This window comes from Streptomyces hoynatensis (assembly GCF_003626535.1).
Taxonomy (GTDB): domain Bacteria; phylum Actinomycetota; class Actinomycetes; order Streptomycetales; family Streptomycetaceae; genus Streptomyces; species Streptomyces hoynatensis.
The window spans coordinates 234,897-259,038 of the sequence record NZ_RBAL01000004.1 but is presented as its reverse complement, the minus strand read 5'-3'; the positions used below and the strand labels follow the sequence as shown (position 1 = coordinate 259,038).

Sequence of the window (24,142 nt, the reverse complement as noted above, 5' to 3'; positions counted from 1 at the left end):
TCAGGCCGCCCCAGCACGAACAACCAGCCCTTCCCACTGCGATCCGCAGGCCCCCCACACACCTGACACAACAACCCCAACATCGCACCACGCTGCCGCACCGGATGCATCACCCGAAAATCCGGCCGCCCCACCCCAGGCGCCCGCACCACCCGCGCCCACAACACCCCATGCCGATCCCGGTCGCCCGCCGCCGCGTCCCGGTAGGCAAGCCCGCCGCCGTCCGGCCGCACCGTCAACGCCCCACCCACAGTGACCTCTTCACCACTCCACTTCGCCACGAAGGGAACCGGCAGCCCCTTCGCCCCCCACACCAACGGCCACCCGCCCTTCCCCGACGAACCACGCACCACCTCCCCACTCACCGGCCACCCCCGGGCGTCGGCCACCCGGAATGACAGGCGTGGCTACAGGGGTCGAAGGAGATCCCGTTCTCCGGCTCAGGCGCCCGCGCCTCATGCTGACGGCACTCCTCACAACGCCGCTCCGCACACGCCAAAGAGATGTACAGGCGCCCCGCGGAAGGCGGAAACGCCGAATCCTGCTGCATCGTCATGGTCGGCTCCGGTGACACGTCGTCTACGGACGGTCACAGCCTGCCCGGGCGCCATACCGACGGCGTTGCCCCGATGGCATCGCCATTTACGGCGAACCGCTGGACACCGGGCAGCCGACGTGTTAGACGCCGCTCCACTGCGCGAATTCCCGCAGACGAGTGGAAGGACGCCGGGCGCGCAGCAGCGTGCCCACCGTCTCGTGCACCCCCGGGTGATAGCGCGTCAGCTGGGGGGCCACGCGCTTGGCCTCGTACAGCGAGTCCAGCGCGCCGTCCAGCCGCGCCGTCCACACCTCCGACTTCGCCTTCTCGATCCAGAACCCGGCGGCCCGCGTCGGGGCGTACCCCTCGGGCAGGTCCACCCGGGCAGCCACGTCGAGTGCGGCCGCGTGTTCGTCGCGGTTCGCGAGCGTCGCCATCTCGTTCAGCGCGACGTTGAGAGGCCCGAACGCCATCGCGTAATCGGTCGTCTCGCCGGTCACGTCCGCCAGTTCCCGTGCCTGCCCCAGCCAGTCGTCCGCCCCGCTGTCGTTGCCCTGCATCGCGGCCAGGATCGCCGCGCGCAACTGGAGGGTGCCCCGCACCGCACGGGTGGCCGCCTGCCCGTCGTCATCCAGGTCCCGCAGGGCGCGCTGCATCAACGTCACGCCCCGGTCCGGCCGGGAGCTTTCGGCGTGCGTGATGTGGGCCCGCTCGTACCGTTCGATCGCGAGCTGCCGAGGATCGCCCGATTGTGGAGCGGAAACCGCCATGCGCGAGAGGGCGAAGCGCGAGAGGTCCATGAAGCCGAGGCGATAGGCCACGATCGCCGCCGTCCGGGCCACCTCGGCCTGCACGGCATAGGCGCGTTCACGGTCGTGCCCCGGCCGATCGTGCAATTGCGCGCACAGCGCCGCCTCGACGATCAGCCCGGGGAGTTGCTCGGCGATCGCCGAGAAGTCGGTGCGGACACGAAGCGCCACCATGCGACGAATGTCCGTCTCCAACGTATCCAGAGAACGCGGCGGTGGCTCGTCCTCCGGCAGGATGTCCCAGCTGTCCAGCGCAGTGGAGATCGGGGCAAGCAACGCGTCCAGCTGCTCCTTCTGCAACATGTGAATGTACGGCTGGCCCCGGAGAACGGAGACCCCCACCCCCAGGGCCCTGGCCACCGACGCCACGATTCCCGCGGTGGCGTACCGCTTTCCGGTCTCGATCCGGGACAGCTGGCTGGCAGAGACGTGCGCCCGGCGCCCAAGTTCGGTCAGGGAGAAACCGCGGATGGCCCGTAGCTCCTGGATGCGGGTCCCGATGCCCTCTGTGGACATGCCAGTGTCGTCAGACATACCGACCCCTGTTGTTCCGCTTCACGGTCTCGACAATCAGGACCGTACCCCCAGGATCAGTGCCAAGAACGGCGAATGGCCTCGCCGCCACCCCGGCGTGGGAGCCTGGCGCAGGAGCTGGGGGTGGACCACGAAGGTCAGTGTGCTGTCTCGTTGAACTTCGCGATCCGCTCGGGGAGTTCGGAGAGGGAGTCGATGCGCATCGTCGGCAGGCGGTCCGCCTGCGGTGCGTGCTGCTGGATGATGCCCCAGGGGCCGCGCCGGATCAGCGCGGTGCGCATGCCCACCGCGGCGGCGGGCCGTACGTCATTGTCCAGCCGGTCGCCGACGTAAAGGATCTCCGCGACGCGCGCCGGTACAGCGCTCGCCACCCGCTCGAAGAAGGCGAGGTCCGGCCTGCTCGCACCCCAGTCGTCGGAGGTGCCGATCAGGTCGACGTCCGCGGCGAACAGCTCGCGCAGGATGCGGCCCGAGCGGGTCGTCTGGTTGCCCGCGATGCCCAGCCAGAGCCCGGCGGCGCGCAGTTCGGCAAGGGCCGGCCGGACGTCGGGGTAGAGGTCGTCCTCCCCGAACCACTCGGCCTCCCCTGCGGCCACCCGCTTCTCGCGCTCCTCGGCGAGGTCGAAGCCCGGGCGGAAGACCTGGAACGCCTCGCGGTAGTCCCTGCCTTGAGCGATGACGGCGCCGAACTGGGCGGCGAACGTGTGCCGCGGCACGCCCAGCCAGTCGGCCCAGGTGCCGTACTCCCGAGTCTCGTCGACGAGGCACTCCCCCACGTCGAACACCACCGCGCGAATCACCGGGCAAGCCTACAAAGCCCGCGACGCCCGGCACGCTCCCGACGGGGAGTTGCGCCCGCCCGGTCCGCGGGGTGAACTGCGGGCATGACCAAGGTGCTGTACCTCATCGCCTGTGCGGGCGGGCCTGCCCGGCAGGTGGACGAGGGAGTGCGGCAGGCGCAGGCCGCGGGGTGGGATGTGTGCCTGGTCCTCACCCCGTCCGCCGCGCGCTGGTGGCAGCCCCGCATGGCCGAACTGGAGAAGCTGACGGGGCATCCGGTGCGCTCCCAGTACAAACTGCCGCAGGAGACGGACGCGTTGCCGAGGGCCGCGGCGATGCTGGTGGCCCCGCTCACCACGACGAGCGCGTGCAAGTGGGCGGCGGGCATCACCGACACCGTCGCCCTCGGCCTGCCCGCGGAAGGGGTGCACCTGGGGGTGCCCGTGGCGGTCATGCCGTTCTGGAGTACGGCCCTGGGCGCGCAGCCCGCCGTCGGCCGGGCCGTGGCGGAACTCCGCGGGCAGGGCGTCCGCGTCGTCTTCGCCCCCGGCGAGCCGCACCCGCCGAAGCGGGGCGATGCGGGGAACTTTCCCTGGAGCACCGGCCTGGCCGCTCTCGGCTGACCCGCGCCGGTTTGCGTGGCGGCTCTCCCAACGTGCCTCGTCTGGCGGCGAGTTGCCGGGGGTGGCGGGTGGTCCGTGGGCCGGGTCAGGTGAGGAGGGTGGCGGCGGTGCGGAGGTCGGATACCAGGCCGGCGTAGGCCGCCTCGCGGTCGGCGTCGTCGGCCCTGAGGACCGCGGAGGGGTGGATGGTGGCCACCACGCGGGCGCCGTGGGGGCCGTCGAGCGGGGTGCCGCGCTCCCGCGTCACGCGGAACGAGGAGCCGAGGAGCGACTTGCCCGCGGTGGCGCCGAGGGCGACGATCACCTCGGGGTCGACCAGCCGCAGTTCCGCGTCGAGCCAGGGGCGGCAGGCGCCCGCCTCGCGCAGGGTCGGCGGCTTGTGGATGCGCCGCTTGCCGCGTTCGCCGGTGCTGAACTTGAAGTGCTTGACGGCGTTGGTGACGTACGCCTGCGCCGGGTCGAGGCCGGCCTCGTCCACGGCCCGCATCAGGACCCGCCCGGCCGGGCCGACGAAGGGCTGCCCGCGCCGGTCCTCCTGGTCGCCCGGCTCCTCCCCGACGAGCATCACCCGGGCCGAGGTCTCGCCCTCGCCGAAGACCGTTCCCGTGGTGTCCCGGTACAGGGGGCAGCCGCGGCAGTCCGCCGCGGCGCGGCGCAGGGCCGCCAGGCCGCCGCGGGCCGGCACCCAGGGGCCGGCGTCGTAGCCCTCGCCCGCCTCGTTTCGCTCTGCCATGGGCCCGCGGGTACCCGGAAGACGCACCTTGACCCGTGCCACCGCGGGCCGCGGGAGGGGACCCACCAGGGCAGGGCGCTCCTCGCGGCGCGCCGGGCGGGCGGCGCGGCTCCCGGCGGCGCGGGCCGGGCGAGGACCGGGCGCGGGCCTGGCGCGTGCGGAACGGGTTCTCGAAGGGTGGCCGCGCCGCTACGCTGAGCGCGGGAGCGCTCGCCGGTTCAGCCGTCTGAGGGGAGCTGATGGAGTGAGACCGCTTCGCAGAGTCCGGATCGCCGGCGCCCTCGCCGCGCTCCTGCTGGCCGCCGCGCTGCCCGGTCAGGCGCACGGGGCCGCCCGCGTGGACCGCGCGTACGCCGCCCGCGCGGACCTCCCGTACGCCGGGCGCGTGGACAACCCGTACGAGGGGGCCACGCCGTACCTCGACCCCGAGTTCAGCGCGCACGCCGTCTCCGTGCCGGGCGGCGGGGAGGTGGGGCACGAGCCGACCACCGTGTGGCTCGACTCGATCTCCGACCTCGCGGGCACCGCGGGCGGGATGGGACTGCGCGACCACCTCGACGAGGCGGTGGGCCAGCAGGCGGGCGTGGTGCAGCTGGCGCTGTACGACCTGCCGGGCCGCGACTGCGGGGCGCTCTGGTCGAACGGGGAGCTGGGGCCCGACGAGATCGACCGGTACGAGCACGAGTTCATCGACCCGATCGCCGACATCCTCGCCGACCCGGCCTACGCGGGACTGCGGGTCGTGGTGTTCGTCGAGCCGAACGCGCTGGCCTCCCTGGCCGCGTTCACCGGCGGGCGTCCCGGCGCCACGCCCGCCTGCGACACGATGCTGGCCAACGGGAACTACCTCCACGGCATCGGCTACGCCCTGGACAGGCTGGGCGAGCTGGACAACGTCTACCCCTACCTCGACCTGGCCGACCACGCCCTGATGGGCGACCCGAGTCTCACCGGCGAGGGCATCAGGCTCCTGTACGAGGCGGCGAACACCCAGGGCGCGACCCCGGCCGACGTGCACGGCTTCTCCACCAACGCCGCCGACTACTTCGTTCTCGACGAGCCGTACTTCGACTGGGACGACGTGATCAACGGGCAGCGCGTGGAGGAGACCAGGTGGGTGTCGGGCAGCCGCTTCGTCGACGAGCTGTCCTTCGCCGCCGAGTTGCGGCCCGCGCTGGTCGACCAGGGCTTCGACGCGGGCATCGGCATCGTCGTCGACACCTCGCGCAACGGCTGGGGCGGCCCCGGCCGGCCCACCGGACCCGGGCCCGCGACCACGGCGGACGCCTACGTGGACGGCGGGCGCCTCGACCGCAGGGCGCGGCCCTCGAACACCTGCAACCAGGAGGACGCGGGCCTGGGCGAGCGCCCCACCGCCGCGCCGCTGCCGGGGATCGACGCCTACGCGTGGATCAGGACGCCGGGCGAGTCGGACGGGGCGTCGGACGGCTCGCAGGACCCGCTGTGCGTGCCCAACCCGCGGAGCGGGCAGCCCGGTTACCCGGACACCGGGGCGCTGCCGTGGGCGCCGCCGGCGGGTGAGTTCTTCCCCGCGCTGCTGGTCAGCCTCATGGAGAACGCCTGGCCGCCGCTGTGAGACCACTGCCCGGCCGCGCCCCGCGCCGGGCGCGGCCGGAGGCCGGGCGGCCCCGGCGCGGCCCGGTGCCGCACGACGCGGCATGGCGCGCCCCGGTGCCGCACGACAGCGCACGGCGCGGCACGACGCGGCATGGCGCCGCGCGACGCCGCATGGCGGCGGACACCCCGGCGCGGCGGCGGGCGCCCGGCGCGGCGCGGCGGCGGGCGCGGCGGCGGGGCGTGTACTGGGGGGATGGCGCGGGTGCCGGAGGCCGTCGCTCCCATACTGGCCGTCGAAGGGGAGCCGCCCCACGGGGCGTGGGGCTACGAGTACAAGTGGGACGGCTACCGCTGCTGCCTGCGCGTCTCGGACAGCGGCGAGGCGAGGCTGACCAGCCGCAACGGCAACGACTTCACGCCGATCTACCCCGAGCTGACGGCCGCGCCCGAGGCGCTGCGCGGCAGCCGGGCGCTGCTCGACGGGGAGATCGTGGCGCCCGACGCCGCGGGGCGGCCCGACTTCGGCCTGTTGCAGCGCCGCCACCAGCGCCGCCCGACGCCGCGGCTGCTCGCCGAGGTGCCGGTGACGTTCCTCGCCTTCGACCTGCTGCTCCTGGGCGGGGAGTGGCTGCTCGGCGAGCCGTACGCGCGCCGCCGCGAGCGCCTGGCCGGCCTCGGGCTCGGGGAGGGCGGGGAGGAGCGGCTGGCCGCGCCGCCGTACTACACGGAGGGCGAGGTGGCGCCGGAGCGGCTGGTGGAGATCGCCGGGGAGCACGGCCTGGAAGGGGTCGTGGCCAAGCGCCTCGACTCGCCCTACCTGCCGGGGCGGCGCTCGCGGCTGTGGGTGAAGAAGCCGCTGTTCCGCACCCAGGAGGCGGTGGTCGGCGGCTGGCGGCCCGGGGAGGGCAGGCGGCGGGAGGCGATCGGCTCGCTGCTGCTCGGCGCCCACGACGAGCGGGGCGGCCTGCGCTACATCGGGCACGTCGGCACCGGCTTCACCGAGGCGGCGCTCGCCGCGCTCGCCGGGCGGCTGCGCCCGCTGGCCAGGCAGGCCAGCCCCTTTGCCGGCTCGGTGCCCAGGGAGCGGGCCCGGGGCGCGCGCTGGGTCGAGCCGCTGCTGGTCGGCGAGGTCGCCTACCGGACCTGGACGCGCGACGGGCGGCTGCGGCACCCGGTGTGGCGCGGGCTGCGCGAGGACCGGGACCCGTCCGGGGTGCGGCTGCCCGGCGCCTGAGGGGCCCGCGCGCGCCGGAGGGTCTGCGCCCGGGGGCTCGGCCGCGCGCCTACGGTGGGCCTGACCCGTCGTCGTTGTGAGGGAGTTCAGCCATGAGTGACGCCGCCGACGTGTATGACGTCATCGTGATCGGTGCGGGGCCGACCGGGGAGAACGTCGCGGACCGCACGGTCGCGGCCGGGCTCAGCACGGTGATCGTGGAGCGGGAGCTGGTCGGCGGCACCTGCTCGTTCTGGGCGTGCATCCCGAGCAAGGCGCTGCTGCGGCCGAACGCCGCGCTGGCGGGGGCCAGGGAGGTGGGCGGGGCCGCGGAGGCCGTGGCGGGGCGCGGCCTCGACGCGGCGGCGGTGCTCGCCCGGCGCAACGGCTTCGTGTCCGACTGGCAGGACGCCGGGCAGGTGGAGTGGCTGGACTCGGCGGGGATCGACCTGGTGCGCGGGCACGGCAGGCTGACGGGCCCGCGCCAGGTGCTCGTGGGCGACCGGGAGCTGACGGCGCGCCACGCGGTGGCGGTGTGCACCGGCACGGGCCCGCTGCTGCCCTCGCTGCCCGGCATCGAGGAGGTGAGGCCGTGGACGAACAAGGAGGCCACGGACGCGCAGCGGGTGCCGGAGCGGCTCGCGATCGTCGGCGGGGGCGTGGTCGGCACGGAGATGGCCGCGGCCTGGGGCTCGCTCGGCTCCCGGGTGACGCTGCTGATGCGCGGGGAGCGCCCGCTGCCGCGCCTCGAACCCTTCGCGGGCGACCTGGTGGCGCGGGCGCTCGGCGCGGCGGGGGTGGACGTGAGGCCGCGCACCTCGGTCGCCGCGCTGCGGCGTGAGCCGTCGGGTGCGGTCACGCTGACCCTGGAGGGGGGCGAGGAACTGGAGGCGGACGAGGTGCTGTTCGCCACCGGGCGGGCGCCGCTGACCGGGGACATCGGCCTGGAGACGGTGGGCCTCGAGCCGGGCTCCTGGCTTGAGGTGGACGACACGCTGCTGGTCAAGGGCGTGGCGGGCGAGTGGCTTTACTGCGCGGGGGACACCAACCACCGGGCGATGCTGACCCACCAGGGCAAGTACCAGGCCAGGGTGGCCGGCGCGGCCATCGCGGCGCGGGCCAAGGGGGAGCCGCTGGACACCCGCCGCTGGGGCAGGCACGCGGCGACCGCGGACGCGGCGGCGGTGCCGCAGGTGGTGTTCACGCATCCGGAGGTGGGCGCGGTCGGCCTGACCGCGGCCGAGGCCCAGCGCAGCGGGCGGCGGGTGCGGGTGGTGGACGTCGGCATGAACGCCGTGGGCGGGGCCGCCCTGTACGCGGACGGGTACGAGGGGCAGGCGCGGATGGTGGTGGACCTCGACCGGGGCACGCTGCTGGGGGCGACGTTCGCCGGGCCCGGGGTCGGGGAGCTGCTGCACTCGGCGACGATCGCGGTGGCGGGCGAGGTCCCGGTGGACCGGCTGTGGCATGCGGTGCCCTCGTTCCCCACGCTCAGCGAGGTGTGGCTGCGGCTGCTTGAGGCGTACCGCGGCTGAGGCGCCGCCCGGCACGACGCGCGCCCCGGCCCGGCCTTCGGGGGCGGGTCCGGAGGGGGCGGGTCCGGCGGCGGCAGGTGCGCCGCGGGGCAGGTCCGGCGGGGCCGCGGTCAGCCGCAGAGTTCTTCGAGGTCCTGCGACCAGTACTCCTCGTAGGTGCGGGCGAAGTCGCAGAACGCGGCCATGCCCTCGCCGGAGGGCGTGCCGGCCGTCTCGGCGGGCGGGGAGGCCGGCTCGGTCGCCTCCCCGGTGGGCGGGGCGCTCTCGGCCTGCTCCGTCTCCTCCTCGGTGGGCTCGCCGAGGGGGTCGGTCAGCCCCGACCGCGGCGAGGGTTCGGTGAGCGCCGCCTCGGGCGCCGGGGCCCGCGGGGGCTCGGGGCTCCTGGTGTCCGACACGGGCCGCGCGTCGCCGCCTTCGGGCTCGTGCTCCTCGGCGGACGCGCAGCCCGCCACCATTGTCAGCGCCACTGCCGCAAGTCCCAACGCCCGTATGCGCGCGTTCACTTGATGCCTCCGACCGGTTCCGGCTGATGGTGGGGCACACTCTGTCAGACGCGTCCGCCCGCGTCGCGCGCGGACCCGCGCCCGCGCCGCCAGGCCGGACGGGGTACCCGAAGCCGGCTCCGGCGGCGAGTCACTCGCGGATCTGCTCGCTCACCGGGGGATGCGCGTCACCGCCGTCCGCGTCCAGACCCGCGAGCAGGCGCAGCCCGTCCTCGGTGGGGCTGCCGGGGGCCGCGGACAGCACCAGCAGTTCGACGCCCGACTCATCCGGCAGCGCGAAGTTCTCCTGGTGCAGGTCGAGGAGCCCGACCAGGGGGTGCCGGTATGCCTTGCGCCCATGGGTGCGGGCGCGCACGTCGGCGCGGGCCCACAGGCGGCGGAAACGCTCGCTGCCCATCGCCAACTCGCCGATGAGCGAGGCCAGGCGGGGGTCCCCGGGGTATTTGCCGGCGGCCAGGCGCAGGTGCCCGACCACGTCGAGGGTGCAGTCCTCCCAGTCCGCGTACAGGCCGCGCTCGGCTTCCTCCAGGAAGATGTGCCGGGCGATGTTCAGGCCGGGCATCGGGTGGCCGAAGAGGAGCACGGCGAGGCGGTTGCCGGCGAGCACGTCCAGGCGGGGGTCCACGAGCAGCGCGGGCGCGCCGGCGACCAGGTCGAGGACGCGCAGCAGCTCGGGGCGCACCCGCCCGCCCGGCGCCTTCCGGCGGCGGCGGCGCTGCCGGGCGAGGCGATGGAGGTGCCCGCGTTCGGTCTCGTCGAGGTCGAGGACGCGGGCGAGCGCGTCGAGGACCTGCTCGGAGGGCTGGGTCGCGCGGCCCTGCTCCAGGCGCACGTAGTAGTCGACGCTGACCCCGGACAGGTGCGCGACCTCTTCGCGGCGCATCCCTTTGACCCGGCGCCGGCCGCCGGTGGGAATGCCGGCGGCGGCCGGGTCGACTCGGGCACGCCGGGTCCGCAGGAAGCCCGCGAGATCGTCCATGCCGCCAGTATGGCCCCGGCTTGGCCCGGGTGGGTGGCCCTGCCGTTACCAGGAAGTCCCGTCCGACGGAAATGGAGCCCCTGAACGCCGGGCGCCGTGGCGTCCAGGATCGAGGGCATCCGATCCGAAGGAGCAGTTCCCATGAAGACGCTGATCGTCTACGCCCACCCGGAGCCGAAGTCGCTCAACGGCTCGCTGAAGGACCTGGCGGTGACCACCCTGGAGAACGCCGGGCACGAGGTGCGGGTGAGCGATCTGTATGCGATGAACTGGAAGGCGGTCGTGGACGCCACGGACTACGGCCCCCACGCCTCGGACCCGCTGAAGGTCGCCCGGGACTCCGGCCGGGCCTTCTCCGCCGGGACGCTCACCCCGGACGTCCTCGCCGAGCAGGAGAAGCTGCTGTGGGCCGACACGATCATCTTCCAGTTCCCGCTGTGGTGGTACACGATGCCCGCGATCCTCAAGGGCTGGGTGGACCGGGTGTTCACCTACCGCTTCGCGTACGGCGTCGGCGAGCACAGCGACACCAAGTACGGCGAGCGCTTCGGCGAAGGCACCCTCGCGGGCCGCAGGGCCCTGCTGTCGGTGACCGCAGGCGGCCCTGAGTCGCACTACGCCGCTCGCGGGATCAACGGGCCCATCGAGGATCTGCTGTTCCCGATCCACCACGGCATCCTCTACTACCCGGGCATCGAGGTGCTGCCGCCGTTCGTGCTCTACGGCACCGACCGGATGAGCGACGAGGACTACCCGGCCGTCGCCAAGGCATGGGAGCAGCGCCTGCTCACGCTGGAGTCGACCGAGCCGATCGCGTTCCGGCCGCAGAACTTCGGCGACTACGAGATCCCCTCGCTGCACCTGAAGCAGGGACTGGAGCCGGCGGGCCGCACGGGATTCGGGCTGCACGTGCGCGGCTGACCGCCGACGGGGGAACAGCGGGCGCCGGGGCGCGTACCCGGGTTGCCTTGGCGCCGGTTGGCGGTGCCCGGCGCCGGAACGCGGCCGTCGCACCCTCGGCGAAGGAGGGGATCGGCGGGCCGGTGTCACGCTCGTCCAGCCTGCGGTGCTCCTCGGCGCCGTCCCGGCCGGGGGTGCGGTGCGCCGACCAACGGCGGGCCAGCTCGCTCACGGTCCACAGCCGGTCGAAGGTCTCCAGCAGTGCGCGGTTGCCGCAGCCCTCCAGCAGCGTGCGGTGGAAGGCCCGGTGCGCCTCGGCCCAGGCGCCGGTGAAGTACTCGCCCTCCTCCGGCGCGTACGCCGGGGTGCGCGCCAGGCGGTGGTGGGCGGCCCGCACGCGGGCCTCCCAGTCCACGTCGCCGCGCTCGATCGACATGCGCAGCACGACCGGTTCGATGGTCCGACGGGCCTCCGCGATCTCCTGCCAGCGGCGGCCGGTGAAGGACGGCACCGCGAAACCGCGGTTGGGCAGCCGGTCGGCGAGCCCCTCGCCGACAGCCCGCACGAGCGCCTCGCGCACCACGGCCAGGCTCACGCCCTGCTCCCTGGCGAGATCCTGCGGCTTGAGCGGGGCGCCGGGGGCGTGGTCCCCGCGCATGATCGCGTCCCGCAGGTGTGCGTAGCCCTGCTCGGAAAGCATCTGCTTCCCCGGCGTGGCCTTCACCATGGCCGGTCACACCCTCGGGCGCGCGGTCCTGACCGCCGCCGCGGAAACGCCCGCCTGACGGCGCCGCCCCCCTGTCCATCCCGCCCGCCCTCCCGGGGCCCGTAGAGTCGGGGCATGGCTACCTCAGACGTGCGCTCCGGCGCATCCTCCGGCGGGGACGGCGCCGGGGCCAGGGTCGACAGCTGGATCTGGGCGGTGCGCCTGATGAAGACCCGCTCGCTGGCCGCCGACGCCTGCAAGGCAGGACACGTACGGGTGAACGGGGAGCGGGTCAAGCCGGCGCAGCTCCTGAAGGAGGGCGACGAGGTCCGGCTGCGGTACGCCGGGCGGGAGCGGATCGTGGTGGTGAAGCGCCTGCTGCGCAAGCGGGTCGGGGCGCCGGTCGCCGTGGAGGCGTACCTGGACAACAGCCCGCCGCCCCCGCCGCGCGCGGAGGCCGCGGCGCTGGGGATCAGGGACCGCGGCGCGGGCCGGCCCACCAAGCGCGACCGGCGCGAGATGGAGCGGCTGCGGGGCCTGCGCTGAGGTCCTGGCCCCGGCCCGCCGCGGCGCCGGCCCCGGGGCGGGGAGCCCCCAGTCCCAGGCCGGGAGCCCTCAGCCGCGGGGCCTGGGCCGCGAGTCCATGGCGACGTCGCGGTACTCGGGGTGCCGCCGCAGCCAGCCCGCCATGAAGGGGCACAGCACGAGGGCCCGCAAGCCGCGCGAGCGGGCGTCCTCCAGGGCGGCGCGGGCCAGTGAGCCGCCGACGCCGCGGCCCTCGAACTCGGGCCGCACCTCCGTGTGCGGATAGACGACCAGGCCCGGGGAGCGCTGGTACTCGGCGAAGCCGGCCGGCTCCCCGTCGGCGAGCGCCTCGAAGCGGCGTGCCTCGGTGTTGTCGCGCACCGTGGGTGCGCCTTCCCCGGCGTTCATGAGGCCCATCGTGGCCCGGCGCGCGGCCTCGCGCACGCCGGGCCGTGACGGGGGCGGAGCGCCCGCGGCCTCAGGAGGCGCCGCGGGCCCTGAGCATGTCCGCCATCTGTTCGATCTCGGCCTGCTGGGCGGTCACCATCCCGGCGGCCAGGTGCCTGACCACCTCGGTGCCTGCCTGGTCGGCCGCGGCCCGGGCCATCTCGATGCCGCCCTCGTGGTGGGCGGTCATCAGCCGGAGGTAGAGCACCTCGGCGTCCCGGCCCTCGGCGTTGCGCAGCTGGTCGAGCTGCTCGTCGGTGGCCATGCCCGGCATGGTGGCGCCGTCTCCTGTGGCGCCGTGCCCGGCGTGCCCGCCCGCCATCCACGCCATCCGCGGCGCGTCCGAGGTCTTGGGTGCGCCCCACTCGTCCAGCCAGCCGAGCATCATGCCCCGCTGGTTGGCCTGGGTGTTGATGATGTCGTAGGCGAGCAGCCTGACCTCCTCGTCTTCGGTCCTGTCGCGGACGAGGAACGACATCTCGACGGCCTGCTGGTGGTGGTCGGCCATGTCCCTGGCGAAGCCGACGTCGGCCGAGTCGGCGGCGGGGATCTCCAGGCCGTCCTCGCCCGGCGCCATCGCGGTGAGGGCGATCAGCAGCAGGGCGACGACGGCGACCGCGGCGCTCGCCGCGGACAGCCACCGGCGTCCGGCGGCGGTCACTCCGCCCTCCCTCCGGTGCAGGCGGCCCCCGGCTCCGGCGTCTGCTCGCCCTGGACGTAGGTCTCGAAGAAGGTCGCCACCCGCGGGTCGGAGGCCTCCTGGAGCGGCAGCTGGTGGCCCCAGGCGGTCAGCACGATCGGCGAGTCCTGGTCCGGGTTCGGGCTCATCAGCGAGTAGGTGGTGGAGGAGACGCGGTCGGAGAGGGTCTGGATGTCGGCCTCGGTGGCCTCGTCGTTGTAAGTGACCCAGACGGCGCCGTGCTCCAGGGAGTGGACGGCGTTCTCGTCCGGTATCTCCTCCTCGTAGACGTCGCCGTCGCAGTTCATCCAGACCGGGTTGTGGTCGCCTCCCGCGGGCGGGTCCATCGGGTAGTCGACGTCGGTCTGGACGTGGTTGCGGCTGAGGTCGTCCCAGGTCTGCTCGCCCTCGACCGCGCCCTCGGAGCCCTCCTTGGCGCTGGGCTCGTCGTCTCCCGAGCGGGCGATCGCGAAGGCGGCGCCGCCGACGATGGCGGCGACGATCACGACGATCGCGGTGATGGTGAGCAGTCTGGCGCGGCGCTCGCGGGCGCGCTCCTTGCGGCGGGCCTCTTCGATCTTTGCGCGCCGGTCGGCCAGGGCGGCCTTCTTCGTCTTCTTCTCTGTCATGGGAAGTCCTTCGGCGAAGCGATGGGCGGTTGGGGATGCGTTGCGCGGTGCGGACTTCCCGATCTAGGTGCGCTGGATCTGGAGACGGTGGAGGTCGACGGAGGGCCCGGCCCCGAGCGGATCGTGGGCCGGGCCCACGATCCGTGCGAAGGCCGCGTCCCGGCACGCAGGCGAGGGCGCGTCGGTCAGCGGCACGTGGGGCGCCACGGGGGGCGAGGGCAGCGGGCCGAACGGCAGGTGCTGCCCGTCGTGGCAGGTGCTGTGCGGGGACGGCTGGTCCAGCCAGGGCCTGGGATGGTCCTGAAGCCGGGCGTGGGAGGGCGGCTGGGCCGCCGCGGCGGGCGGCGCGAGCGGCCCCGCGGTGCACAGCAGGGCGAGGAAGGCCAGCAGACAGCAGGACGCGGCGGTCCTCAGGAACCCGCCGCGCTCCGCACCGTCTCTGTCACCTATTCGGGTCATCGAACGTCATCGTACCCATGGGCGAAGGCGCCGCTCCCGTCTCGTCCTTGCCCTCCGTCACCGGTGCCGGGGGGCCGGGGCGCAGGGCCTTCAGGTGCGGGCGGAGGGCCTCGGGGACGGAGTCGACCGCGTCCACCACCCGGGCGCGCAGCGGCCGCCGGGCCAGGGCCTCCTCCGCGGCGGCGATCAGGTCGGTGAGCCGGTAGGGCAGTTCCGCTTCGAACTCCTCGGCCGCCGCCTCCACGACGGCCCACTCGGCCGCCAGGACCGGCAGCAACTCCCTGGCCCGGTCGGTCAGGTGCACGACCCGCTGCCTGGCGTCCGCGCCGACCCGCTGCTCCACCAGGCCGTGGGCCACGAGCCGGCTCACCGTCTGGCTGGCCGCCGAGTGCGTCACCGAGACCGCGCGGGCCAGGTCGCGCACGGGGCTCGGCCCGAGCGCGTCCAGGGCCCGCAGGAAGGGGCTGAACCGCGGGCGGTAGCCGTCCAGGCCGAGGGCCGGATACAGCGAGGCGACCTCGGACTCCAGCAGGTCGAGCAGGTGCCGCAGCCGGGTGCCGAGGCCGGAGAAGCCGCCGGGGCCCGCGAGTTCCGCGGGGGCGGGGGGCTGCTGCGCGTCGGGGGCGCCGTCGGCGGGTCCTGGCGTCCCGGGGGCGTCGGGGGCGTGGGGAGAAAAGGCCATGCCCACAATCTAACAGCGCTGTTATATTTTCGGCTCCGCGCCGCGGCCCCACGCCGCTCCCCGGCCCGGGGACCGCGGGAGCCCGCCGGCCACGCACGAGAGACCGACGAGAGAAAGGCCCGCCATGGCGACGCGCTATCCGGAGATCGAGCCCTACGCGCAGGGGATGCTCGACGTCGGTGACGGCAACAACGTGTACTGGGAGACCTGCGGCTCCCCCACCGGCAAGCCGGTCCTGGTGCTGCACGGCGGCCCCGGCTCCGGCTGCACGGCCGGCATGCGCCGGTTCTTCGACCCGGCCGCCTACCGCATCGTGCTGTTCGACCAGCGCGGCTGCGGGCGCAGCACCCCGCACGCGAGCGACCCGGCCACCGACATGAGCGTCAACACCACCGCCCACCTGCTCGCCGACATCGAGCTGCTGCGCGCGCACCTGGGCATCGAACGCTGGCAGCTGTTCGGCGGCTCCTGGGGCGCCGCCCTCGGCCTGCGCTACGCCGAACTGCACCCGGAACGCGTCACCGAGCTGGTGCTGCTCGGTCTCGCCACCGGCCGCCGCGCCGAGACCGACCTGCTGACCCGCGGGCTCGGCCGCTACTTCCCGGAAGCCTGGGAGCGGTACCGCGCCCCGGTCCCCGAGGCCGAGCGCGACGGGGACCTGACCGCGGCCTACGACCGGCTGTTCAACGACCAGGACCCGGCCACCAGGGAGCGCGCCGCGCTGGCCTGGGTCGCCTGGGAGGAGACGATCGACGTCACCCTGGAGGGGCACCACCCGCGCTACGCCGACCCGCGTTTCCGCACCGCGTTCACCCGCATCGTGGCCCACTACTGGAGCAAGGGGTCCTGGCTGCCCGAGGGCATCGTGCTGCGCGAGGCGGGCAACCTCGCGGGCATCCCCGGCGTCATCGTCCAGGGCAGCCTCGACCCGGGGAACCTGCTGGGAACCCCGTGGCAGCTCACACACGCCTGGCCCGACTGCGAGCTGGTCCTCATCGACGAGGCGGGGCACAGCACCACGGACGACGGAATGACCGAGGCGCTCATCGCCGCCACGGACCGCTTCGCGCGGTAGCGTGGCGCGGGGAAACCGCCCCGGCCGCCCGCCGGTTGGGGCGGTTCACCCGAAGACGTCACTGCGGCAGGCCGCAGGGCGTGCCAGGCCGAAGACGCGAAACGACGGCGCGAGACACGCGCGCAGACCCGAAGGAGAGCGCCGGGATGGTGTTCAAGCGATTGCTCGGGGCAATCGGGGTGGGTGGTCCCTCGGTGGACACGGTGCTCGACGGCGGGGCCGTGCAGCCGGGCACGGCCCTGACGGGCCGGGTGCTGGTCGAGGGCGGCACCATGGACGTGGAGATCAACGGCATCACCCTCGACTTCGTCGCCCGGGTGGAACACGAGGGCCAGGACACCGAGGGCGAGGGCACGGTGGTCTTCCACCGGGCCCAGGTGGGCGGGGGGTTCCGGCTCGCCGAGGGGCAGCAGTACGCCGTGCCCTTCTCGGTGCCCGTGCCCTGGGAGACCCCGATCACCGAGGTCTACGGGCAGCCGCTGGGCGTGGTGCTCGGCGTGCGGACCGAGCTGTCGGTGGCCGGCGCCGTCGACAAGGGCGACCTCGACCCGCTGCTGGTGCGGCCGATGCCCGTGCAGGAGGCGGTACTCGAGGCGTTCGGGCAGCTCGGCTTCGGCTTCAGGTCGGCCGACCTGGAGTACGGGCGGATCCGCGGCACCGGGCAGACCCTCCCCTTCTACCAGGAGATCGAGCTCACCCCCGCGCCGCAGTACGCGCACGCGATGAACGAGATCGAGGTGTCCTTCCTGGCCTCCCCCGCGGGGCTCGAGGTCGTGCTGGAGGCGGACAAGCGCGGCGGCCTGCTCTCCTCGGGGCACGACGTCGTCAACCGCTTCACGGTCACTCACCAGGACGTGGGCCGCACCGACTTCAACGGCCTGGTGGACTCCTGGGTGCGGCAGCTGGCCGAACGGCACGGCGGGCACGGCCTCTTCGGCGGCGGGCACCACGAGCCGCACCACCACCACGACGATCACCACTCCGGCATCGGCGGCGCGGTGGGCGGCTTCGCGGCCGGGGTGATCGGCGGCCTCGTGGCGGGCGAGATCATCGAGGAGATCTTCGACGACGACTGAGGCCGCTTCCGGCCCCCTGGAAGCCGGCCGCCCGCGTGGGGAATTCGCCCCCCGCGGGCACCGCACGCGAAATGCCGGGCTCACTCGCGTGATTCACTCGCGCGAGTGAGCCCGGCGCATATGCGCCGCCTGTGATTTTCGATGACTCACCTCGCTGGTGTATGAACGGACGCAATCAATGTCCGTTTGTTCCCCCTCCAGTTGGTGTTCGGCGCTCACATATGACTCTGCTAAGAAAAATCAATGCCGCCCTCGGTTCCGCCACCGGATTCCAGGTGCGGCGAGTTCCGCGCGGCGCGGCCGCGGCCGCTCGGCCGGGCACGGGCCGGCCGCGTACCGAGAACAGGGACCCGGACGAGCGGCCGAGCGCCCCGGTCTACCGCGCGCCGGCCAATCCCGTGGTGGATCGGCTGCTGCGGCGCCCGGTGTTCATCATCGCGCCCGTGCGCTCGGGTTCCACGCTGCTGCGCATGACCCTGGGCGCCCATTCCCGGCTGCACGCCCCCCACGAGCTGCACTTCAGGCGGCTTGAGGTGCGCAGCGCGACCCGGCTCGCCGAACGCTCCCTCTCCCTCCTCGGCCTGGAGCGCGCCGACCTCGAACACCTGCTGTGGGACCGGGTGCTGCACCGGGAGCTGGTGCGCTCGGGCAAGTCGGCGATCGTCGAGAAGACCCCGGGCAACGCCTTCGTGTACCGCAGGATCGCCGCCTGCTGGCCCGACGCGCGCTTCCTCTTCCTGCTGCGCCACCCGGCGTCCGTGGCCCGTTCCTGGCACGAGGCCGACCCCGCCAAGCGGGACCCGGAGACGGCCGCGCACGACGCCCTGCGCTACCTGCGGGCCGTGGACCGGGCCAGGAACGAACTGCCCGGGCACACCGTGCGCTACGAGGAGCTCACCGCGGACCCGGCCGCCGCGCTCGGGGCCGTGTGCGAGTTCCTGGAGATCGACTGGGAGCCGGAGATGCTCGACTACGGCCGGGGCCGCGCCGCCGCGCTCGGCGACATGGAGAAGGGCCTCGGCGACTGGAAGGACAAGATCCGCACCGGCCGGGTCCAGCCGGGCCGTGAACTCCCCGCCCCCGACGAGGTCCCCGAGGTGCTGCGCGGCATCTGCGCGGCCTGGGGCTACGCCGATCTCGTCGCCGGATCCGTCCGGTGAAGGCGCACGCCGAACTCGCGCAGGTCTGGCCACGGGACGGCAGGCTGCGGCTGATCGGCCACCTGCACGGGCCCCGCCCCGCACCCGGCCCCGCGGCGCACCCCGCGGAAGGCCCGGCGGGGGAAACGGAGCTGGTCCTGCTGGTGGCCCTGCGCGGGGCACCGCAGGGCGGACAGGCCCCGGGGGTCCCGGGCGCGAGCACCGCCGCCGGCGGCGGGTCCGCGCCGGCCGCCCGGCCCGGGCCGCTGCGCTACCCGGTGACCCTGGACGGGCGGGAGTTCGACGCCTGGCTGCCGGTGGCCGACCTGGTCCCGGCCCGGCTCGCGGACCCGGTCACCTGGGACCTGTGGCTCGCCCCGCCGGAAAGCGCGGGCGGACGGCCGCGGTTGCGGGTCGGGCGGGTGCTCGACGACATCAGGAACAAGAAGTCGATCATGGTCTTCCCCGGGCAGCGGGTCTCCGCCGGCACGCTGACCGCGGTGGTGCGGCCCTACTACACGATCAAGGACAACCTGTCCGTCGAGGTGCGGGCAGCCGAGCCGGGGGCGGCCCGATGAAGATCCGTTACCTGCTGCTGCACGCCTACGGCATGGGCGGCACGATCAGGACCGTGTTCACCCAGGCCAACGCCATGGCCGCCGCGGGGCACGAGGTGCACGTGGTGAGCGTGGTGCGGCGGGCGGATCGGCCGTACTTCACGCTGGATTCACGGGTGCGGCTGAGCGACCTCGCAGACCTGCGCCCGGGCGCGCGGCCCGCGGTCGCGGCCGGCTCGCCGCTCGCCAGGCTCCGCGCCGCGCGCGCCGCCAGGATCGCCGCAGGACCGCCGCGTTACGTGCCCAGGGGCGAGTCGGGGTACGGGGCCTTCGACCGGCGGATCGAGGAGGCCGTCATCTCCTGGCTGTCCGGGCTCGGGGACGGCTTCCTCGTCACCACCCGCCCCGCGCTCAACCTGCTGTCCGCCCGGTTCGCCACCGGCGGCGTCACGCGGGTGGGCCAGGAGCACATGAACCTCTCGGTGCACCAGCCGGACGTGCGGGCGGCCATCGCCGAGTGGTATCCGCGGCTGGACGCCATCGCGGTGCTGACCTTCCGCGACCGCGCCGACTACCGGGCCGTCGCCCGGCGCACCCGGGTGACGCGCATTCCCAACGCGGTGCACTCGCTGCGGCAGGTGCCGTCCACCTGCGCGGCGAAAATCGCCGTGGCGGCCGGAAGGCTGCGCCCGCAGAAGGGATTCGACCTGCTGATCCCGGCGTTCAAACGGGTCGTCTCCGAATTCCCCGACTGGCAGCTGCGCATCTTCGGAACCGGGGACAGGCAACGGCAGTTGCGGGAACTCATCGAGCAGCACCACTTGTACAATCACGTCTTTCTCATGGGCCGAACCGACCGGCTCGACGACGAATTGGCCAAGGCCTCGCTGTTCGTGCTGAGTTCGCGGGCTGAGGGGCTGCCGATGGTGATGCTGGAGGCCATGTCGCACGGGCTCCCCGTGGTGAGCTTCGACTGCCCGACCGGCCCCGCGGACGTGCTGACCGACGGCAAGGAGGGGCTGCTCGTGCCGCCGGGGGACGTGGACGCGCTCGCCGCGGCGATGGGGAAGCTGATGGCCGACGAGGGGCTGCGCGCCCAGTACGGGGACGCCGCCCTTGCCACGGTGCAGGCGTACTCGCCGGAGGCCGTACGCGACCGGTGGCTTGAGCTGTTCCGTTCCCTGGAGCCCTGACCCCCGCCTCTCCCCCGCAACCGCTCCCCGCCCCGCCACGGCGGGGAGCGGACCTCACTCGGCCCCGAGGAGGCGGAGGCCGTGGGCGGCCCTCAGGCTGCGTCGCGGTGACGCTCGGCGTAGGTGAGCGCGAGGAACTCCTCCAGTTCCTCGTCCGACTCGAACGTGTCGGCCGCGAGGTGCTCATCAGGACCTCCAGCAGGGGCGGCGACCGGCTCCCCGGCCGGCATACGGGCGATTGCCTCGTGTCGTCCGGTCCGGTCGGGACTGCTGACCCTCGCACCTGCGTGCCGGGAGTCCGTCGAGAGGGGACCACCCGGTCGTGGCCCCCTCCCGCGGACGAGCAGGGCGGGCGACGCGGCGGGCGCGCCGGCCGCCGGCGAGGCGCGGGGCGGGCGGGGTCAGGAGACGACGTCCTTGGTGGTGAAGTGGCGGGCGGCCAGGGCCAGCAGGACCAGGGCGTAGGAGAAGGAGACCGAGGCGCCCTTGAGCATCCCGGTCCACTCCACGTGCTGCTGGAAGGCGTCGGCCCAGGCGTACTGCCAGTGGGCCGGAAGGAAGTCCCGCCAGTGGCCGAGCGCGGTGATGGCGTCGAGGATGTTGCCGAGGATGGTGAGGCCGAGCGCGCCGCCCACCGCGCCCAGTGGGGCGTCGGTCACCGTGGACAGCCAGAACGCCAGGGCGGCGGTGACCAGTTGGGCGAGGAAGACGTATCCGGCCGCGATCGCGAGGCGGCCCACGGACTCCCCGGCGGGCAGGGTGCCGCCGGTGGGCATCTCCAGCGGGTGCCAGCCGTAGCGGACGGTGCCCACCGCGAGGGCGGTCAGCGGCAGCAGCGCGATGGCGGCGGCGCTGAACAGCAGCCCCACCGCGAGCTTGCTCGCCAGCAGCCGCCCGCGCGGCACCGGCGCGGCCAGCAGGTAGCGCAGCGAGGACCAGCCGGCCTCGGCGGCGATCGTGTCGCCGCAGAACAGCGCGACGGGCACCACCAGCAGGAAGCCCGCCGAGAGGAACAGGCAGGTCGCGGCGAAGTTGGGGCCCGAGGAGGTGGCGACGTTCAGCAGGGTCGTCGTGCCCTCGGTGCCCGGCTCGCCGCCGACGGCGAAGGCCGCCGCCACCACCAGGGGCAGCAGCCCGAGCAGCAGGCCGACGACCAGGGTGCGGCGGCGGCGCAGCTGCCGGACGGCCTCCACGCGCACCGGCAGCGTGCGGCGCGCGGCCCAGCCGGGGGCGGCGGGCAGCGCCGTGGTGACGGGCCTGCTCATCAGGCACCTCCGATGAGGGTCAGGAAGGCGTCTTCAAGACGGCGGTGCGGGCCCATGCTGTGCACCGGAATGCCGAGCCCGACCAGTTCGACGAGCAGTTCGGCGGGGGTGGCGCCCTCCAGGCGGATCAGCAGTCCCTCGTGGGCGGCGCGGGCCGCGAGCACGCCGGGCAGCGCCGCGACCTGCTCCAGCAGCGGCTCGGTGACCTCGGCGCCGGTGCCGACCAGCAGGGTGTCGCCCGAGCCGACGATCTCGGCCACGGGACCCGCCTGCACCAGCCGCCCGCCGTCCATCACCACGAGGTGGGTGCAGGTCTGCTCGACCTCGGCGAGCAGGTGGCTGGAGACGATCACGGTGCGGCCGTTCGCGGCGTACCTGATCATCACCTCGCGCATGGCCCTGATCTGCGGCGGGTCGAGTCCGTTGGTGGGCTCGTCGAGGATGAGGAGTTCGGGCAGGCCGAGCATGGCCTGGGCGATGGCCAGGCGCTGCCGCATGCCCTGGGAGTAGGTCCGCACCGCCCGGTCGAGGGCGGAGCCGAGGCCGGCGATCTCCACGGCCTCCGCCAGGTGCGCGTCCTTCGCGGGGCGGCCGGTGGCGCGCCAGTACAGGTCCAGGTTGGCCCGGCCGCTGAGGTGGGGCAGGAAGCCGGCGCCCTCGACGAAGGCGCCCACCCGGGAGAGCACGGGCGCGCCGGGTGCCACGGCGTGGCCGAAGACCCTGATGTCCCCGGAGTCCGGCGTGATCAGGCCCATCAGCATCCGCAGGGTGGTGGTCTTGCCCGCGCCGTTGGGGCCGAGGAGGCCGAGGACCTGCCCGCGGGCGACCTGGAAGGACAGGTCGCGCACGGCGTAGCGGTCGGCCGCGCCGGCGTACCGCTTGGACAGGCCGGTGATCTTCAGCGAGACGTCGGCCAGGTGCGGGTCGGGGGCCGGGGTACGGCCGGGGCGGCGGCGGGTGAGGAGCAGGCAGGCCGCGGCGGCGGCCGCGGCCGCCGGCAGCCCCCACACCCACCAGGGCAGCGGGGCCGCGCCCTCGGCCACGCCCGGCGCGGTGGGCACGCTGAGGTCGCCCCCGGCGAGGGAGACGGCGTGGGTGGCGGGCTCGCGGGGGGAGGCGTAGCCGAGGTCGGTGGTGGACAGCACCAGGCGCATCCGGTGCCCGGATTCGAAGGGGTAGTCGACGGCGGGCAGCCGGATGTCCACGGTGCGGCCGGCCCGGGCGTCCTCGACGCGGACGGGGCTGACCAGCTGCGCGGGCAGGCTCTGCCGGCCGTCCGGCGCCACGTCGTACACCTTGGCGAACAGCACGGCCGTGGGCGCGTCCGAGGTGACGTGCACCCGGACGGTGGGGGCGCCGGTGACGCGGAGGGTGCGCTCCAGCGGGGCGGATTCGAAGGCGGCGTACTGGCCGGGGATGTCCGTGGCCAGGCCGACGCCCAGCGCGCCGAGGGCCGAGGCGCCGCCGCCGAGGGCGCCGAGGCCGGGCACGGCCGAGAGGCCGGGCGGGGCGCCGCCGGCCGGGTTGACCACGGTCTGCTCGCCGCCGTCGAGGGCGACGGTGTGCTCCTCGCCGCCGAGGCCGGGGTAGCGGTCGCCCGAGGCGCCGCGCAGCAGGGTGTCGCCGTTGGTGCTGTCGAAGCCGCTGATGCGGGTGACGCGGAAGGCGGGGCCGGGGTCGGCGCCCGGGTCCTCGCGCAGGTAGCGGTCGAACCAGGCGAGGGTGCGGCGTTCGGTGCGCGCGGACTCCGAGACGCCGCCGTCGTGACCCGCCCAGATCCAGTCCACGGCCACCGGGGCGCCGTTCGCGGCGATGGCCTGCGCCATGGCGTCGGCCTGGTCGAGCGGGAAGAGGGAGTCGTGCTGGCCCTGGGTGATCAGGGTGGGCACGTCGATGCGGTCGGCGACGGCGGCGGGGCTGCGGGCGGCGAGCAGGTCGCGGGCCGCCCGGTCGGGCTCGCCCGCGGTCGCGACCCGCTGGTAGAGCGCGCACAGCTCGGCGGTGAACCGGCCGCAGGGCGAGCCGTCGGCCGGGGCGGCCTGTGCGGTGCCGAAGCCGGCGTCGGTGGAGCCGGTGGTGAACAGGATGCCGGCCCACAGGCGTTTGAAGACGCCGTCGGGGAAGAGGGCGTCGGCCAGGTTCCAGTAGGTGATCTGCGGGGCGATGGCGTCGACGCGGTCGTCGTACCCGGCGGCGAGCAGGGCGACGGCGCCGCCGTAGGAGGCGCCGGCGAGGCCGGCCCTGGGGTCGCCCTCGGCGTCGAGCTGCACCTCGGGGCGTTCGGCGAGCCAGTCGAGGAGCCGGCTGACGTCGGCGACCTCGGCGTCGGGGTCGTTGAGGCCGATGCGCCCGGTGGAGTCGCCGAAGCCGCGGGCCGACCAGGTGAGGACCGCGTAGCCGGCGCGGGCCAGCCCCTCGGCCTGCCCGCGCAGGTCCTCCTTGCTGCCGCCGAAGCCGTGGGCGAGCAGCACCGCGGGGCGCCGCCCCTCCTGGTCCGCGGCGGTGAAGAAGGAGGTGTCGATGCGGACGGTGCGGTCGCTGCCCGGTGCCTCGGGGACGGTGAGGACCTGGTCGCTGTGGCGCACCGCCCGCTCCCCGCCCTGGGCGAGGGAGAAGGTGCCGCCGCCTATCACGACGGCGAGGGCGGCGGCGCCCGCGAGCAGCCGTCCGCGGCGCCGCGGCCATCGGAGTCTCATGTCGCGCGGGATTCCTTCCAGCAGGCCGACGATCAGCCCACGCTACCCAACGCGGCGTCGCGACCGCGTGCGGGCGGGCGGGTTCCGGCTGGCGCGCGCCCGGTGGCCGGGGACTGTGGCCGGTTCGGACGGCCGGGTCTGACGGCAGGGTCGGGTGGCCGGGTCTGACGGCAGGGTCCGGTGGGCGTTCCCGGCCGGGCCGCCGCGGCGGGCGGTCCGGCCGGGTGGCGCGGGCCCTCGGGCGTGGCCCTCAGGCGTGGGCCGGGCGCGGCGCGCCGAGGGCGGCCAG

24 protein-coding genes and 1 pseudogene are annotated in these 24,142 nt (G+C 74.6%); 11 read left to right on the top strand and 14 right to left on the bottom strand.

What is annotated here, in order from left to right; genetic code table 11:
• Positions 1–678: 678 nt before the first annotated feature.
• Both D7294_RS09260 and D7294_RS09255 read right to left on the bottom strand, forming a co-directional pair.
• Positions 679–1,881: a helix-turn-helix domain-containing protein gene (locus tag D7294_RS09260; protein ID WP_174248304.1), complete on the bottom strand. Its 1,203-nt coding sequence runs from the start codon at positions 1,879–1,881 to the stop codon at positions 679–681.
• A gap of 137 nt (positions 1,882–2,018) precedes the next feature.
• The gene (locus tag D7294_RS09255; protein WP_120677494.1) at positions 2,019–2,681 is read right to left on the bottom strand and encodes an HAD family hydrolase; all 663 of its coding nucleotides are present in this window, start codon (positions 2,679–2,681) and stop codon (positions 2,019–2,021) included.
• An 84-nt stretch (positions 2,682–2,765) separates the two neighbouring features.
• On the opposite strand from D7294_RS09255, the gene D7294_RS09250 reads away from it, so the two are divergent.
• Positions 2,766–3,284, top strand: coding sequence for a flavoprotein (locus D7294_RS09250; protein WP_120677492.1), 519 nt, complete (start codon positions 2,766–2,768; stop codon positions 3,282–3,284).
• A gap of 85 nt (positions 3,285–3,369) precedes the next feature.
• Here the strand turns inward: D7294_RS09250 and D7294_RS09245 are convergent, their stop codons facing one another.
• Positions 3,370–4,017 (bottom strand): UdgX family uracil-DNA binding protein, encoded by a 648-nt coding sequence (locus D7294_RS09245; protein WP_120677490.1) that lies wholly within the window; start codon positions 4,015–4,017, stop codon positions 3,370–3,372.
• Positions 4,018–4,261: 244 nt separating this feature from the next.
• Here D7294_RS09245 and D7294_RS09240 point away from each other — a divergent pair, with 244 nt between their 5' ends.
• The 3 genes from D7294_RS09240 (at position 4,262) to D7294_RS09230 (ending at position 8,343) form a co-directional block, all read left to right on the top strand.
• A complete protein-coding gene (locus D7294_RS09240; RefSeq protein ID WP_158674591.1) occupies positions 4,262–5,614 on the top strand; it encodes a glycoside hydrolase family 6 protein in 1,353 nt (450 codons plus the stop codon).
• A 234-nt stretch (positions 5,615–5,848) separates the two neighbouring features.
• The gene (gene ligD, locus D7294_RS09235) at positions 5,849–6,829 is read left to right on the top strand and encodes a non-homologous end-joining DNA ligase (RefSeq protein ID WP_120677486.1); all 981 of its coding nucleotides are present in this window, start codon (positions 5,849–5,851) and stop codon (positions 6,827–6,829) included.
• A 92-nt stretch (positions 6,830–6,921) separates the two neighbouring features.
• Positions 6,922–8,343, top strand: a complete 1,422-nt coding sequence (locus D7294_RS09230; protein ID WP_174248303.1) for a dihydrolipoyl dehydrogenase family protein — start codon at positions 6,922–6,924, stop codon at positions 8,341–8,343.
• Between the two features lie 110 nt (positions 8,344–8,453).
• Here the strand turns inward: D7294_RS09230 and D7294_RS09225 are convergent, their stop codons facing one another.
• Both D7294_RS09225 and D7294_RS09220 read right to left on the bottom strand, forming a co-directional pair.
• Positions 8,454–8,810: a hypothetical protein gene (locus D7294_RS09225; RefSeq protein WP_147450797.1), complete on the bottom strand. Its 357-nt coding sequence runs from the start codon at positions 8,808–8,810 to the stop codon at positions 8,454–8,456.
• 166 nt (positions 8,811–8,976) lie between these two features.
• Complete coding sequence (locus tag D7294_RS09220; RefSeq protein WP_120677482.1) at positions 8,977–9,825, bottom strand: helix-turn-helix transcriptional regulator; 849 nt, start codon at positions 9,823–9,825, stop codon at positions 8,977–8,979.
• A 141-nt stretch (positions 9,826–9,966) separates the two neighbouring features.
• On the opposite strand from D7294_RS09220, the gene D7294_RS09215 reads away from it, so the two are divergent.
• Positions 9,967–10,746 (top strand): NAD(P)H-dependent oxidoreductase, encoded by a 780-nt coding sequence (locus tag D7294_RS09215; protein WP_120677480.1) that lies wholly within the window; start codon positions 9,967–9,969, stop codon positions 10,744–10,746.
• 130 nt (positions 10,747–10,876) lie between these two features.
• Here D7294_RS09215 and D7294_RS09210 read toward each other — a convergent pair.
• Positions 10,877–11,425 (bottom strand): annotated as a pseudogene (locus tag D7294_RS09210) (GntR family transcriptional regulator); the annotation flags it as partial.
• 141 nt (positions 11,426–11,566) lie between these two features.
• Between D7294_RS09210 and D7294_RS09200 the strand changes: the two are divergent.
• A complete protein-coding gene (locus tag D7294_RS09200; RefSeq protein WP_120677478.1) occupies positions 11,567–11,977 on the top strand; it encodes an RNA-binding S4 domain-containing protein in 411 nt (136 codons plus the stop codon).
• A gap of 69 nt (positions 11,978–12,046) precedes the next feature.
• Here D7294_RS09200 and D7294_RS09195 read toward each other — a convergent pair whose 3' ends face one another.
• The 5 genes from D7294_RS09195 to D7294_RS09175 all read right to left on the bottom strand — a co-directional run bounded on the left by D7294_RS09195 (position 12,047) and on the right by D7294_RS09175 (position 14,852).
• On the bottom strand, positions 12,047–12,364 hold the full coding sequence (locus D7294_RS09195; RefSeq protein WP_120677904.1) for a GNAT family N-acetyltransferase: 318 nt from the start codon (positions 12,362–12,364) through the stop codon (positions 12,047–12,049).
• A gap of 70 nt (positions 12,365–12,434) precedes the next feature.
• Complete coding sequence (locus D7294_RS09190) at positions 12,435–13,064, bottom strand: DUF305 domain-containing protein (RefSeq protein WP_241562217.1); 630 nt, start codon at positions 13,062–13,064, stop codon at positions 12,435–12,437.
• Positions 13,061–13,711: a DUF3105 domain-containing protein gene (locus tag D7294_RS09185; RefSeq protein ID WP_120677476.1), complete on the bottom strand. Its 651-nt coding sequence runs from the start codon at positions 13,709–13,711 to the stop codon at positions 13,061–13,063. Before D7294_RS09185 ends, D7294_RS09190 begins: the two co-directional genes overlap by 4 nt.
• A 63-nt stretch (positions 13,712–13,774) precedes the next feature.
• Complete coding sequence (locus D7294_RS09180) at positions 13,775–14,170, bottom strand: hypothetical protein (RefSeq protein ID WP_120677474.1); 396 nt, start codon at positions 14,168–14,170, stop codon at positions 13,775–13,777.
• Positions 14,154–14,852, bottom strand: coding sequence for a MarR family winged helix-turn-helix transcriptional regulator (locus D7294_RS09175; RefSeq protein WP_120677472.1), 699 nt, complete (start codon positions 14,850–14,852; stop codon positions 14,154–14,156). The genes D7294_RS09180 and D7294_RS09175 overlap by 17 nt, the downstream gene beginning before the upstream one ends.
• 124 nt (positions 14,853–14,976) lie before the next feature.
• On the opposite strand from D7294_RS09175, the gene pip reads away from it, so the two are divergent.
• The 5 genes from pip (at position 14,977) to D7294_RS09155 (ending at position 19,892) form a co-directional block, all read left to right on the top strand.
• The gene (gene pip, locus D7294_RS09170; RefSeq protein WP_120677470.1) at positions 14,977–15,927 is read left to right on the top strand and encodes a prolyl aminopeptidase; all 951 of its coding nucleotides are present in this window, start codon (positions 14,977–14,979) and stop codon (positions 15,925–15,927) included.
• Between the two features lie 146 nt (positions 15,928–16,073).
• Complete coding sequence (locus D7294_RS09165; RefSeq protein ID WP_120677468.1) at positions 16,074–17,003, top strand: sporulation protein; 930 nt, start codon at positions 16,074–16,076, stop codon at positions 17,001–17,003.
• A 401-nt stretch (positions 17,004–17,404) separates the two neighbouring features.
• On the top strand, positions 17,405–18,163 hold the full coding sequence (locus D7294_RS32215; RefSeq protein WP_338325626.1) for a sulfotransferase family protein: 759 nt from the start codon (positions 17,405–17,407) through the stop codon (positions 18,161–18,163).
• Complete coding sequence (locus D7294_RS32210) at positions 18,160–18,720, top strand: hypothetical protein (RefSeq protein WP_174248296.1); 561 nt, start codon at positions 18,160–18,162, stop codon at positions 18,718–18,720. Before D7294_RS32215 ends, D7294_RS32210 begins: the two co-directional genes overlap by 4 nt.
• Positions 18,717–19,892, top strand: a complete 1,176-nt coding sequence (locus tag D7294_RS09155) for a glycosyltransferase family 4 protein (protein ID WP_120677466.1) — start codon at positions 18,717–18,719, stop codon at positions 19,890–19,892. The genes D7294_RS32210 and D7294_RS09155 overlap by 4 nt, the downstream gene beginning before the upstream one ends.
• A 92-nt stretch (positions 19,893–19,984) precedes the next feature.
• On the opposite strand, the gene D7294_RS31850 is transcribed toward D7294_RS09155, so the two are convergent.
• From D7294_RS31850 to D7294_RS09145, 3 genes are all read right to left on the bottom strand, one after another.
• The gene (locus D7294_RS31850; protein ID WP_158674590.1) at positions 19,985–20,122 is read right to left on the bottom strand and encodes a hypothetical protein; all 138 of its coding nucleotides are present in this window, start codon (positions 20,120–20,122) and stop codon (positions 19,985–19,987) included.
• A 171-nt stretch (positions 20,123–20,293) separates the two neighbouring features.
• Complete coding sequence (locus tag D7294_RS09150) at positions 20,294–21,157, bottom strand: ABC transporter permease (protein WP_120677464.1); 864 nt, start codon at positions 21,155–21,157, stop codon at positions 20,294–20,296.
• Positions 21,157–23,853, bottom strand: coding sequence for an alpha/beta fold hydrolase (locus D7294_RS09145; RefSeq protein ID WP_120677462.1), 2,697 nt, complete (start codon positions 23,851–23,853; stop codon positions 21,157–21,159). The genes D7294_RS09150 and D7294_RS09145 overlap by 1 nt, the downstream gene beginning before the upstream one ends.
• Between the last annotated feature and the right edge of the window lie 289 nt (positions 23,854–24,142).

Bases quoted from the DNA above. Each gene is read 5' to 3' on its own strand.
- D7294_RS09165 (WP_120677468.1), top strand. From the start codon at position 16,074: ATGGTGTTCAAGCGATTGCTCGGGGCAATCGGGGTGGGTGGTCCCTCG.
- D7294_RS09145 (WP_120677462.1), bottom strand. From the start codon at position 23,853: ATGAGACTCCGATGGCCGCGGCGCCGCGGACGGCTGCTCGCGGGCGCC.
- D7294_RS09215 (WP_120677480.1), top strand. From the start codon at position 9,967: ATGAAGACGCTGATCGTCTACGCCCACCCGGAGCCGAAGTCGCTCAAC.
- D7294_RS09260 (WP_174248304.1), bottom strand. From the start codon at position 1,881: ATGTCTGACGACACTGGCATGTCCACAGAGGGCATCGGGACCCGCATC.
- ligD (WP_120677486.1), top strand. From the start codon at position 5,849: ATGGCGCGGGTGCCGGAGGCCGTCGCTCCCATACTGGCCGTCGAAGGG.
- D7294_RS09180 (WP_120677474.1), bottom strand. From the start codon at position 14,170: ATGACCCGAATAGGTGACAGAGACGGTGCGGAGCGCGGCGGGTTCCTG.
- D7294_RS09220 (WP_120677482.1), bottom strand. From the start codon at position 9,825: ATGGACGATCTCGCGGGCTTCCTGCGGACCCGGCGTGCCCGAGTCGAC.
- D7294_RS09200 (WP_120677478.1), top strand. From the start codon at position 11,567: ATGGCTACCTCAGACGTGCGCTCCGGCGCATCCTCCGGCGGGGACGGC.
- D7294_RS09150 (WP_120677464.1), bottom strand. From the start codon at position 21,157: ATGAGCAGGCCCGTCACCACGGCGCTGCCCGCCGCCCCCGGCTGGGCC.
- D7294_RS31850 (WP_158674590.1), bottom strand. From the start codon at position 20,122: ATGCCGGCCGGGGAGCCGGTCGCCGCCCCTGCTGGAGGTCCTGATGAG.
- D7294_RS09230 (WP_174248303.1), top strand. From the start codon at position 6,922: ATGAGTGACGCCGCCGACGTGTATGACGTCATCGTGATCGGTGCGGGG.
- pip (WP_120677470.1), top strand. From the start codon at position 14,977: ATGGCGACGCGCTATCCGGAGATCGAGCCCTACGCGCAGGGGATGCTC.
- D7294_RS09250 (WP_120677492.1), top strand. From the start codon at position 2,766: ATGACCAAGGTGCTGTACCTCATCGCCTGTGCGGGCGGGCCTGCCCGG.
- D7294_RS09185 (WP_120677476.1), bottom strand. From the start codon at position 13,711: ATGACAGAGAAGAAGACGAAGAAGGCCGCCCTGGCCGACCGGCGCGCA.
- D7294_RS09155 (WP_120677466.1), top strand. From the start codon at position 18,717: ATGAAGATCCGTTACCTGCTGCTGCACGCCTACGGCATGGGCGGCACG.
- D7294_RS09245 (WP_120677490.1), bottom strand. From the start codon at position 4,017: ATGGCAGAGCGAAACGAGGCGGGCGAGGGCTACGACGCCGGCCCCTGG.
- D7294_RS09175 (WP_120677472.1), bottom strand. From the start codon at position 14,852: ATGGCCTTTTCTCCCCACGCCCCCGACGCCCCCGGGACGCCAGGACCC.
- D7294_RS09195 (WP_120677904.1), bottom strand. From the start codon at position 12,364: ATGAACGCCGGGGAAGGCGCACCCACGGTGCGCGACAACACCGAGGCA.